Source organism: Vibrio sp. V31_P5A7T61, assembly GCF_009904895.1.
GTDB lineage: Bacteria > Pseudomonadota > Gammaproteobacteria > Enterobacterales > Vibrionaceae > Vibrio > Vibrio metschnikovii.
This window is the reverse complement of sequence record NZ_WXWI01000047.1, coordinates 15,574-27,716: the sequence shown is the minus strand read 5'-3', so window position 1 is coordinate 27,716 and position 12,143 is coordinate 15,574. Positions and strand designations below refer to the sequence as shown.

Genomic DNA, 12,143 nt, shown 5'->3' with positions numbered 1-12,143 from the left:
TTTGTTTTATTTGAAAACGCCACAGTAACTGACGATATTGACGACTCGTATAGTGACTGCCTTGATCACTGTGGAACATGACGCCTTTAGGCTTTCCACGAGACTCATAAGCCATCGAAAGCGCTTTGCCTGTTAATCGTGTATCAGGTGATACTGACATTGCCCAACCAATCACTTTTCGAGCAAAAAGGTCGATGACTACCGCTAAATACATCCAACGATTTCCCGTCCAAATATAGGTCACGTCACCCACCCAGACTTCATTTGGTGCCGTGACAGCAAACTGACGATCTAAGTGATTCGGGATTTCAATATGCTCTTGTGAGGCTTTACGGTAACGATGTTTTGGTACTTGGCAACTTACTAATCCCAACGTTTTCATCAGCTTTGCTGCTCGGTAACGACTCAGACTCACGCCTTGGTTTGTTACAATATCGGCAATGGTTCTTGCTCCCGCAGAACCATTGCTTGCCGCATAAGCTTCGCTAATCAAACTGCGAAGTTTTACGGTTTCCGCCTTTATTTCTGTTGGCCGTTTCAGCCAATAGTTATAACTGCTTCGATGAACATTGAAGACTTCGCATAATGTTTTTATGCTGTGGCTCTGCTTGAGTTTCTTGATCATCAAGAATTGTTCAGTGAGTCCGACATCAAGAGAGCCGTGGCTTTTTTTAATATTTCATTATGCTCTTCAAGACGAGCTAGCTTCTTTTTTAATTCACGAATTTCAATTTGCTCAGGTGTGATAGGTGACGCTTTAGGTGCTTTCCCTTGGCGCTCTTGTTTTAATTGGCGAACCCACTTATCCATCGTAGATTTACCTACATTCATGGCTTGAGCCGCTTCAGTCACCGAGTAGTTTTGATCGAGCACTAACTGTGCCGCTTCCAGTTTGAATTCGGCACTAAATAGCCGTCTTGTACGTTTTGTCATAATGTCACCTATTAACTTATGAGATGATGATATCACCTCTAACTAAGTGACCAAATTCACCATACCACTACAACCCTTAGATTTTACATCCTGAATCCTAAGCCAAGGTTTATAGTTAGCATCTTGGCCTATACCGTATTTGTTCTTTAAGTGCCGTTGATAATCATCCAACGATTCAATTTTTCGACCATGTCCCATGTTAAATCCAATAAAGCTCACTTAAGCTAATCATAGTAAGCAGAGCCACTACGGGCAAACTTTAGTGCTTACGGGCAAACTTTATTGTCTCTTCACAGTACTACACCCATTGACCCGCAACATAGCCGCTTGACCAAGCCCATTGGAAATTATACCCACCGAGCCAGCCCGTCACGTCCATCACTTCACCGACAAAAAATAAACCGGGTACGGTTTTGCATTCCATGGTTTTAGAAGACAGCCAGTCGGTATCCACACCACCTAAGGTCACTTCCGCAGTGCGATACCCTTCCGTTCCGTTAGGGACAATTTGCCACTCTTGCAAGGCTTGCGCCGTTTGTTTCAGCACAGTAGGGGTTAGCTGTTTCATCGGTTTATCGACCAATAAACCACGCTCAATGAGCACTTCAACCAAACGCTTAGGCAATAAGCGCGACAAGGTCGTTTTTAACGTTTGATTAGGGTGCTGTTCACGAGCCTCGGCCAAAACATCATCGACATCCACATTGGGCAATAAGTTAATGCTCAGAGTTTGGCCTGGCTGCCAATAAGAGGAAATTTGCAGCACCGCAGGCCCTGATAGGCCGCGATGAGTAAACAGCAAGGCTTCTTTAAAACTGGTGCCACAGGGGGCGTGGATCTCAACCGGCAGCGCAATTCCTGACAGCTCAGCCAAGGCCTCTTTATCGGCAACATGCAGAGTAAATGGCACCAAACCCGCACAGGTTGGCAATACAGGAATCGCAAATTGCTCCGCCACTTTATAGCCAAACGGGGTGGCCCCTAATTTAGGCATTGACAATCCTCCAGTGGCAATCACCAGCGATTGACACTGCCAAGTGCCTTGTGAGGTTTGCAGTACAAAGCCGTCCGCGGTTTGACTAATGGTTTGGATATCAACTTGATAGCGCTGCTTCAGCGTTGGCTGATCGCACTCGGCCAGTAATAGGTTAACAATCTCTTTCGCTGAATCGACACAAAACAGCTGGCCATGTTCACGCTCTTCAAATTCAATCCCGTGTTTACTGACCAGTGAGATAAAATCCCAGTTGCTGTACTGGGATAACGCTGATTTTACGAAATGTGGATTACGGCACAAGTAGTTCGCTGCCGAGACATCGTAATTGGTAAAATTACATCGCCCGCCACCGGAAATTAAAATTTTCCGGCCCGGTTTTTTGGCGTGATCCATCACTAATACTTGACGACCACGCTGCGCCGCTTGCGCCGCACACATTAACCCTGCGGCACCAGCACCAATGACAATCACGTCTACTTGTTCACTCATCCACTACTCTCACGGGAATAAAAAAAGGATGTGCGACCAGCACATCCTTACTAGGGTGACTATTCTAACGATAAACGTCTGGCTTGCCAATCCATCCCCTTAGAGAACAAAAGCTGCCAATGAGGTCACCATAACTAAAGCACAGCACAATACAAAGAGCTCTCTTACTCGGGAACATTTTCCGGTAAAGACGGGATCATGATGGTGGTGATACTCTTTGCTCTTCAGGTAATGATACAAACGAACTTGCTTGGTCACGTTACCTTGAGTGCTAAAGAATCCTCGTCCATCTACTTGTTGGTACAACAATGGATGAGCTTCACGCATGATATAAATGAGCGAACGTAACGCGGTTAAGTATCTAGCGATATTAATGCCCGTCACTATCATGAGCCCAAGTAAAATAGTATCTCCACTGATCATCTTTCCTCCCTACATCTCATGTAAGCATGCCCAGAAAAAAAGACGACCACTTGCGCTTCAGTTTTTCTTTTTGCTGAAGTTACTCAGCAGGGGCACCCATTACCGACGATGAGCTTGTTTTGGCTAATGCTGCTAGATCTTTATCGATAAAGAACAACGCTTTTCCATCTTCGCCGACCAGTTCTAGCTTGTCTAAAATCCCTTTAAACAACTTCTCTTCTTCATGTTGCTCCGCCACATACCACTGAAGGAAGTTAAACGTTGAGTAATCTTGTGCGGTAAACGCAACATGAGCCAGTTTGTTGATCTTTTGGGTAATCATCTGTTCGTGTTCATAAGTTTCACGAAACACTTCCCCTAAGCTGGCAAAATCATGTTTCGGTGCAGCAATCGCACCAAGGATTGGCATTGCGCCAGTTTCACTCACGTAAGTGAACAGACGCTGCATGTGCTGCATTTCTTCTACGGCATGAACCCGTAAAAATTCAGCAGCACCTTCAAATCCTTTGTCTTCACACCAAGCACTCATTTGTAAGTATAGATTGGATGAAAAAAATTCGAGATTAATTTGCTCATTCAAATGATCAATCATGGCAGGTGAAAGCATCGATGACTCCTAATGGTTTGGTCTATGACTCTGATCACTATACCATGATCCCGCTTTATTGCGCTTTTACCATTACGAGTGACGATAGATATGAGATCACTTTAGCAAAAATGTCTTGCTCAAAGTGCTAACCTAATCATGTCATCAGCAAGGAGAGAGCATAATGAGTTATCAACATATTTTGGTTGCGGTCGATCTGTCGGAAGACAGCAAACTCTTGATCGATAAAGCCGTCGCACTGGCCAAGCCGCTGAATGCGGAGATCTCTTTTATTCATATCGATGTCAATTATGCTGAACTGTATACGGGATTGATTGATATTAACTTAGCGGAAACCCAGCACCACTCGATGGAAACAGCACAAAAACAGTTACAAGAATTGGCCACTTACGCCAATTACCCGATTAAGCACACCTTAGTCGGCAGTGGCGATTTGAGTAATGAGCTGTGTGATACCATTGGCGAGTTCAATATTGATCTCGTGGTGTGTGGCCATCATCAAGACTTCTGGAGTAAGATCCTTTCCTCCACTCGTCAGCTGATCAACTGCTCACCTGTGGACATGTTGGTAGTACCACTCAACGACTGACGAGCCTTAAAAACTCAGCTACACTGCAGACACGTTTTATCCATGATTACATCTTATGCTTTACTTATCTGCGGTGACCCTACTTTGGGCCTTCTCATTCAGCTTGATTGGCGTTTATCTTGCCGGTCAAGTTGATGCTTGGTTTTCCGTTTGGATGCGAGTGGCCCTTGCTAGTCTTGTTTTTTTACCTTTCTTAAAAATCAAACAGGTACCATGGCCTCTGATCGCTAAGTTAATGGCGATTGGTGGCATTCAGTTAGGTTTAATGTACTGCTTTTATTACCAGTCCTTTTTGTTACTTTCTGTCCCTGAAGTACTGCTGTTTACCATCTTTACGCCGATTTATGTCACGCTCATTTATGACGGGTTGAAAGGACGCTTCTCTCCTTGGTATTTATTAACCGCCGCCATTGCCGTGCTCGGTACAGCATTTATTCAATTCTCAGGGATCAATGAACATTTTTTAAGTGGCTTTTTAGTCGTGCAAGGGGCCAACCTCTGTTTTGCACTGGGCCAAGTTGGCTATAAATATGTCATGGAAAAAGAGCCCGTTCAGTTATCACAACATACCGTATTTGGTTATTTTTATCTCGGCGCGTTAGTGGTAGCGAGCGTGGCTTTCTTACTCTTAGGAAATACGGAGAAACTCCCCACCAACACATTGCAATGGAGTGTCCTAATTTATCTTGGTCTTATCGCTTCAGGACTTGGCTATTTTGCTTGGAACAAGGGCGCTTGTCTGGTGAATGCGGGGGCATTAGCGATCATGAATAACGCGTTAGTGCCAGCAGGATTAGTGGTGAATATCGTGATTTGGAACCGAGAGGCGGATCTGTTGCGCTTATCGGTGGGCGGCGCGATTATTTTGCTGTCATTATGGGTAAACGAAACTTGGGTGAAACGTCGAGTCGCGACACAATATGCGGCCACTCTCAGCAAATAAACCGCAAAAAGCGCAGAACGAACCAGTCAGTCTGCGCTAATCAATACGGCGGGAAACCTGCCCGATAGAAGATTTAATGAACTTGAGCCAACTGAAGTACCGGATTAGCAGGATGAACCGGCAACTGAGCAAATTTTGCGTTTATGGCATGTTGTTTTTTGAGTAATTTACGCTGCTTTTTTAATACTTTGGCTAATTTTTTCTGATACTTCTTCTGCTTTTTCAGCGTTTTTTTATTCGGTGTTAAAACCGTATTTTCAACCTGACCGGATACCGACGCCGCTACGGTTTGACTCTGCTTAACCGTTTTTAGTAATGGCTGTGGCTTGCACAAAGCCCCTTTTTCAGCAGAGCTACGAGCGCACGAACCACAAACGTAATTGGTTTGCGCCACTAAACGATGAATGTCTCCTAGTGAAGCACGAATATCATGACGATTTAATTTACATAAGCGCTTTACCATAAGAAATACAACTCCGACTAATAATGCTAATAATTCGCAGTTAGATATAACGCGAACCATTGACGAAGGCAAGGCGATTTTTTCTCCAATCTACCGATTATTTGCTTGCATGGCGGCAAGTACATAAACATCAAAGCGATTTTTTTTGGTTTCAATCGCCATACTCGGTTTTTGTTCCGCTAACCAAGGAGCGTAATCCGGCCGTTTGACCACTACCCGCTGACTGGCTAATTGCAATGCGGGAGCCAGTAGCTCATCAGCATCATGATCCGCGCCAACCAGAGATTGAAAAACTCGCATCTCTTTTTTAACGAGTGCGGTTTTTTTCTTATGTTCTGGATGTGGATACATAGGATCTAGATACACCACATCCGGTTGCTCAAACTGACTGTCGAGAGCTAAATGCAGCAAAGCCGCATGACTCGATGCATGGAGCAGCGTTACCCGCTGACTGACCCACGGACCAATTTCATGGTCTTGTTTGGCGCGGGCTAACCCATCGTCAAGCAAAGCCGCCACCACAGGATGACGCTCGACCATTTGTACTCGACAACCTAATGAAGCGAGAACGAAAGCATCTCGACCTAAGCCAGCGGTTGCATCTAATACCGTCGGGACCATACCTTTATTTAACCCAACCGCTTTGGCTATCGACTGCCCTTTACCGCCACCAAACTTGCGTCGATGAGCGACAGCACCGGTTACCCAATCGACGTAGATCGCGCCCAACTTTGGCTCATCCGTTTTACGTAGCTCTAAACGCTGCTCAGTCAACACCAAGGCAAAGACACTTTCGTTACTATGGGTCAGTTGCCAGCGCTGCGCCAGTTGCTCAAGCTCTGACGAGCGCTGTGGGGCTTCACATATCAGTTGTAGCTGCAAAGGGTCACTCCAGAGAGAAAAAACAGCGCTCAGTGTAGCGAATTTTCAACGGAACCGCGATATTTTCACAAGTCCGCTCGTTCCGCTTAAGGCGTTGAATCAAACCACAGTTGGCAGCAACGGTAAATAATGCTATATCCAACAGAGCTGATGCTGTAGGCCAACCTATTTAGCTCATACAATAAGTCGGATAATCATAGCGCTACCGCTTCAACCCAAAGGGTCTATCAACGGCAGATGGCCCATCGCCTAACGCTGAATTTAGGAATGGATATGCAAACCGCTTCAACAAAATTAGATGATTTAGATCGCGCCATTTTAAAAATTTTAATGGATGACGCACGCACCCCTTACGCTGAGATGGCCAAACAATTTTCGGTCAGTCCCGCCACGATTCATGTGCGAATCGAGAAAATGAAAGCGGCCGAGGTTATCCAAGGCACTGAAGTAGTAGTCAATACCAAAAAACTCGGTTACGACGTGTGTTGTTTCATTGGCATTAATCTTAACGCTGCTCGTGATTATCACTCTGCGCTGGCTAAGTTGAATGCGTTAGAAGAAGTGGTTGAAGCTTACTACACGACGGGCGCTTACAATATTTTTGTCAAATTAATGTGTAAATCGATTGAAGAGCTACAGTATGTATTGATCGATAAGCTACAAGCGATTGATGAAGTGCAATCGACCGAAACCTTAATCTCGTTGCAAAACCCGATTAATCGCAACGTCAATCCTTAAAACGCAATCACCCCAACCTGAACGATTGGGGTGATTGATGATAAACGGTGCTGATGTTTATTTATTGAGGTAGTTCAACAGATCTTGCGCAGAAATGCCTTGCTCAGAAAGTTGCTTGGCCAGCAATTCCACTTGCTCTCCCTTGCGAGCCTCAATGACCTGTTCAAATTGATAAACCAAGTCACGCAATACAGGAACCGGTACTTGCTTAGCTGCACTACGAATACGTTCACTACTTTGGTTACCCAGTTCATTGAGCAACTTGCCAAACATCACTTTTTCCGGTGATTCATCCAGCTGTTCCCAAATGCGAGCCATTTCATAAGTGGTCATTGACATCGTATCGTATTCCAAAAATATCGTTCAAAAGTAAGAGTGAACAATATACACATCTTCCACCCTTTAGAAAATAGCTAACCCGTCTATTTTCAGGCCAAACATGGCATGTTCTGAGCGCCTATGTTTTAGCGTACCCGATAACTATTAAGAATTGAGCGCCCATTGATGCCAACGACGACCAACTTTTGAAAACAAAATGATCAGTGCCGGAGCCACCAACCACATATGCAAAGCTATCAAGATTTGTGGTTCAAAACTTAAACGCTGTAGTGTACCAACCAGTAAACCTGAACCACTCATTTGGAATAATCCTAATAAAGCGGCTGCGGTACCCGCTCGGTCACCAAACGGAGCTAACGCTTTTCCTGCTGCTGCACCGAGAATCCATGCAAAGCCTATTGATGAAATAAAGATTGGCAACATAAATGCTAATGCAGTGGCAACCTCAGCTAACATCACCATCACGCTACCACCCACCAGCAGGGCGATAATTCCCAACACCAACGTGCGATGCGTACCAACCCGATCCATCACTTTCGGAGCCGACAAACAAGCGATAATATTCACTAACGCATTAATTCCAAACCAAAAAGTAAACTGGTTCATACTCAGGCCTAAACGATCCATCAGTATTAAAGGCGCAGAAACGACATAAGCAAGGATCACAGCCATCGCGAGCATACATAACGACGCATGAAACAAAAACGAAGGGGTTTTTAATACTGACCAGTAACGAGACCAAGCAAAGTAAGCTTGCTTTTCGGTCGTGGGGTTGGTTTCTTTCATACTAAACAGGATCAGCAACCCAATCGTCATCGCAAAACCTGCCATAAAACTAAAATTAGCGCGCCAGCCGAATTGCTGGGTTAACCAACTACCCAAAATAGGCGCCAGTGCCGGAATAAAACAGATCGCACCATTTAAGTAGCTGATCATTTTTCCACTGCGTTCTGGGCCAAAAAGATCGCGAACTGTTGCAAAGGCTGCTACCGATGTCGCGCACGCACCTAAGCCTTGTAACAACCGAGCAATCAGCATCCATTCAATACTTTGTGCACTCCACGCCAATAAAGCGCTCAAGGTATAAATGCTGATTCCAACTAATGCAACAGTTCGACGTCCATATTTATCTGCGAGGGGTCCAGCGAACAGTTGTCCGACGCCCATCGCAAATAAAAACCAAGTGATCGTATCTTGTGCTAATGCATGTTCCACGTGAAACGTTTGGGCAATTTTCGGTAAAGCAGGTAAATAAATATCAATCGCCAAAGGGCTAAACAGCACTAACAGGGTCAGTAGCACCATTTGCAAGCGACTTGGTGTCGGTAAAGCAGTCACGTTCACGGAAGTATTCCACATCAATAAGGGTATAAATTAAGAGGTATTATCATAACGGCAAACAGATATGAATAGAAATGGCGTATAATCATCACCATTATTCCAAAATGGAAAAACAGATGAAGATTGAAAGCTTAGCGCGCCTCGACCTCAATTTATTGGTTTGTTTAAAAGTATTGATCGAAGAGCTCAGCGTGACCCGTACTGCAAGTCGACTCTGTCTTAGTCAATCGGCAGTCAGTAAATCACTGGCCAAATTGCGTATTCAATTTGATGATCCGCTGTTTATTCGTCACTCATATGGATTAAAACCCACACCTAAAGCCTTATTTCTTAAACCTAAATTGGATATTTTGGTCAATCAGTTAGAGTTAATTAACCAGCCGGAAGTGTTTGATCCCCAATCGAGTGAATATCGCTTTCACATTGCGGCGGTAGAAAGTGTGTACTCGCTAATTCTGCCCCACTTCTTACCGGCTATTTTTAGTCAGGGACCGAAACTGAATATCAGTACTCATGCGTGGAGCGATCAAACCTTCAAAAAATTACAACTCGGCGAATTAGATTTAGGGATCACAGGCAAAGACATTGATATTAATGATGCACGCCTAACCATGCTGCCTCCGAAAGACATTTGTGAGCAGGAAGTTTTTCGCGATACCCAGATGTGTGCCGTTCGCCAAGATCATCCCGTATTGCAACGTACATGGAATTTGGATAGTTACCTCTCTTTACGCCACGTTCAAGTGCGTTGTGATGGCAACGATCGTTGGTTACTCGACTATCGACTCGCTGATGTCGGCTTAGAACGAGACATTGCTATCACAGTACCCGATTTTAATAGTGCTGCTAGCTTATGCACTTATACTGACTTTGTGTTTACCGCCCCGCGACACTTTACTTACATGATTGCTCGGCAGATGAATCTGGTGGTCCTCCCCATCCCATTAGAATTTCCACCGATGGCTTACACACTCTTTTGGCACCGTGATCGAGAAGACGACCCTGCGCTCAGTTGGTTACGACAAATTATCGACAGCAAAACGACCCATCTTCGCCAACACGGTTATGGTGCTGAATAGCGAGCGGAGATAAGCTCAGAAAGCGAACCAATTAAGGCTTACCTAATGAGCGAAATCAGACAGATTTGCACCCCTATAGCAAAAGAGGTAGCTTATATTATCTCTGGCTTTCACTCGCCATGAGCCTTTATCAAGGACCGTTAACAAGGATTACCCTCATGTCACACCCCATTGCTCAACGTATTACTGAACTGCGCCATTGGCTGATTCAACAAGGCTTAGATGCCCTGATTGTCCCTCATGAAGATGAGTATCTCGGTGAATACGTACCGATTCAAAACGAACGCTTAGAGTGGGTTACTGGCTTTACTGGCTCGGCCGGTGCCGCCGTGATCACACACGATAATGCCGCTATCTTCGCCGATGGCCGCTATACAGTGCAGGTACCTAAGCAAGTACCTGGCGACATTTTTCAATATCGCCATTTAATTGAAGAGCCTTATTTGCAATGGATCACCGAACAGCTCCCTAAAGGCAGTAAAATCGGTTATGACCCAAAAATGCATCGAGCAAGCTGGTTAACCAGCGCTCAACAACGGTTAGCTGGTGAATATACACTAGTGGCAATAACCGAAAACCCGATTGATTGCTTGTGGCATGATCGCCCAGCACCAGTGACCTCGGCCATGCGCTTGATGTCCGTGGATCAAGTAGGGATAGATTGTCAGACAAAACGCGAATCCATTGCGAATCTATTGCAGGCTAAAAAAGCCGACTGCGCAATTCTTACTGAGCTGGATTCCATTTGCTGGCTATTAAATATTCGTGGACTCGATGTGGCTCGCCTGCCGGTTTTGCTATCACACGCGATCATTCATGCTGATGCGAGCGTTGATTTTTTCTTCGACCCAGCACGTTTAGCGAGCGGCTTTAATCAACACGTCGGCTCAAGCGTACGTGTCCATCATCCGGACCACTTACCATCCAGATTAGAACAACTTACTGGCCGCACAGTGATGCTCGACCCGAACACCAGTAATGCGTGGTTTACGCTGGTATTACAAAATGCTGGCGCCAAGCTGATCAATGATAGCGATCCATGCTTACTGCCCAAAGCGGCCAAAAACCCAACGGAAGTGGCAGGAATGAAAGCCTGTCATATCCGTGATGGCGTGGCGATGAGTAAATTTCTCTCTTGGCTAGACCATGAGGTCGCCGCTGGTCGTCTCTACAATGAAGCCCAGTTAGCCGACCAACTTTACGCTTTCCGCGCTCAAGACCCAACACTGGCCGATCTTAGCTTTGATACGATTTCTGCCGCTGGCAGTAATGCGGCAATGTGTCACTATAATCACCTCAATCAGCCGCAGCCCGGTGAGCTTAGTTTAAATAGTTTGTACTTAGTTGATTCAGGCGGTCAATATCTCGACGGTACTACCGATATCACGCGTACCATTGCGATTGGTCAGCCAAGCGCAGAGATGAAACACCAGTTTACGCTCGTGCTTAAAGGGCATATCGCCTTAGCTCAAGCTCGCTTTCCAGCAGGGACTTGCGGCCATCAACTGGATGCGCTTGCACGCCAATATTTATGGGCCGAAGGCTACGATTACGATCACGGTACAGGCCATGGTGTCGGACACTTTTTAAGTGTCCATGAAGGGCCACAACGGATCAGCAAAGTCCATAACCCCGTCGCTTTACGTCCTGGTATGGTGCTGTCTAACGAGCCTGGTTATTACCGAGCTGACGAGTTTGGCATTCGGATTGAAAATCTTGAGTTAGTGGTTGAGATCCCAACCCAAGGGGATAAAAACATGCTTGGCTTTGAAGCGCTGACTCGTTGCCCAATCGATACCAGAGTGATTGATTTTAGCCTGTTAGCCGCGCATGAGATTGCTTGGCTTAATGACTACCACCAGAAGGTGTGGCGCGACATTAGCCCACTGGTCGAGGGCGAGGTGAAACTCTGGTTAGAAAAAGCCACTCAGCCAATCACTCTATAAGCGGATAAATCCGAGTGTAAACCAGTCTGAACGCTGAAACCAACCACTCTGGTTACACCAATTTGCTTCGTGTTCTATTCTCTCGGCTAAGCTTTCATTTTAATCCCTTAACCTCTTGGTTAAGGGATTTTTTATACTCAACTCATCTCTTATCTATCGCCAAACAACGTGGAGTACAGCTTCAAGTAGGATGGATATAAACACTTCAATAGACTAAAACACCTCTAATTATTAATAAAAATTCAACAATCAAAAAAATAAAATAACTATCTGATTTAAAGGTAAAAATAAAACCAACACTTACCAAATCCTCATGCAAAACAAAAATAATAGTTTGAGATCTAACGATTATTTGAGTAAAGTTATTGTTAACT

Annotated in this window: 12 protein-coding genes and 1 pseudogene; 5 read left to right on the top strand and 8 right to left on the bottom strand. The window is 45.1% G+C overall.

All coding sequences use genetic code 11. The annotated features are described in order from the left end of the window. The 4 genes and pseudogenes from CAG58_RS10790 to ftnA form a co-directional block, all read right to left on the bottom strand. A pseudogene (locus CAG58_RS10790) lies at positions 1-933 on the bottom strand (IS3 family transposase); the annotation flags it as partial. Between the two features lie 298 nt (positions 934-1,231). Continuing rightward, complete coding sequence (locus tag CAG58_RS10785) at positions 1,232-2,419, bottom strand: NAD(P)/FAD-dependent oxidoreductase (RefSeq protein WP_161425957.1); 1,188 nt, start codon at positions 2,417-2,419, stop codon at positions 1,232-1,234. Positions 2,420-2,518: 99 nt separating this feature from the next. Beyond that, complete coding sequence (uspB, locus tag CAG58_RS10780; RefSeq protein ID WP_040903572.1) at positions 2,519-2,842, bottom strand: universal stress protein UspB; 324 nt, start codon at positions 2,840-2,842, stop codon at positions 2,519-2,521. A gap of 79 nt (positions 2,843-2,921) precedes the next feature. Further along, positions 2,922-3,449 (bottom strand): non-heme ferritin, encoded by a 528-nt coding sequence (gene ftnA / locus CAG58_RS10775; RefSeq protein ID WP_158137532.1) that lies wholly within the window; start codon positions 3,447-3,449, stop codon positions 2,922-2,924. Between the two features lie 163 nt (positions 3,450-3,612). Here ftnA and uspA point away from each other — a divergent pair, with 163 nt between their 5' ends. Together uspA and CAG58_RS10765 are read left to right on the top strand one after the other, a co-directional pair. Further along, entirely contained in the window at positions 3,613-4,038 is a 426-nt protein-coding gene (uspA, locus tag CAG58_RS10770) for a universal stress protein UspA (protein WP_004393869.1), read from the top strand. 55 nt (positions 4,039-4,093) lie between these two features. Continuing rightward, entirely contained in the window at positions 4,094-4,981 is an 888-nt protein-coding gene (locus CAG58_RS10765; RefSeq protein WP_158144548.1) for a DMT family transporter, read from the top strand. A 73-nt stretch (positions 4,982-5,054) separates the two neighbouring features. Here CAG58_RS10765 and CAG58_RS10760 read toward each other — a convergent pair whose 3' ends face one another. Then, a complete protein-coding gene (locus CAG58_RS10760; protein ID WP_154169755.1) occupies positions 5,055-5,444 on the bottom strand; it encodes a hypothetical protein in 390 nt (129 codons plus the stop codon). Between the two features lie 90 nt (positions 5,445-5,534). Next, positions 5,535-6,326, bottom strand: coding sequence for a class I SAM-dependent methyltransferase (locus tag CAG58_RS10755; RefSeq protein WP_161425958.1), 792 nt, complete (start codon positions 6,324-6,326; stop codon positions 5,535-5,537). A 273-nt stretch (positions 6,327-6,599) separates the two neighbouring features. On the opposite strand from CAG58_RS10755, the gene asnC reads away from it, so the two are divergent. Further along, a complete protein-coding gene (asnC, locus tag CAG58_RS10750) occupies positions 6,600-7,064 on the top strand; it encodes a transcriptional regulator AsnC (protein ID WP_004393858.1) in 465 nt (154 codons plus the stop codon). Between the two features lie 57 nt (positions 7,065-7,121). On the opposite strand, the gene tsrA is transcribed toward asnC, so the two are convergent. Continuing rightward, positions 7,122-7,403, bottom strand: coding sequence for an H-NS-like global regulator TsrA (tsrA, locus tag CAG58_RS10745; RefSeq protein WP_004393857.1), 282 nt, complete (start codon positions 7,401-7,403; stop codon positions 7,122-7,124). Positions 7,404-7,547: 144 nt separating this feature from the next. Beyond that, on the bottom strand, positions 7,548-8,762 hold the full coding sequence (locus CAG58_RS10740) for a multidrug effflux MFS transporter (protein ID WP_199244777.1): 1,215 nt from the start codon (positions 8,760-8,762) through the stop codon (positions 7,548-7,550). A gap of 98 nt (positions 8,763-8,860) precedes the next feature. On the opposite strand from CAG58_RS10740, the gene CAG58_RS10735 reads away from it, so the two are divergent. Both CAG58_RS10735 and CAG58_RS10730 read left to right on the top strand, forming a co-directional pair. Continuing rightward, positions 8,861-9,823, top strand: a complete 963-nt coding sequence (locus tag CAG58_RS10735) for a LysR substrate-binding domain-containing protein (protein ID WP_154169749.1) — start codon at positions 8,861-8,863, stop codon at positions 9,821-9,823. 158 nt (positions 9,824-9,981) lie between these two features. Next, positions 9,982-11,769, top strand: coding sequence for an aminopeptidase P family protein (locus CAG58_RS10730; protein ID WP_161425959.1), 1,788 nt, complete (start codon positions 9,982-9,984; stop codon positions 11,767-11,769). Positions 11,770-12,143 lie beyond the last annotated feature (374 nt).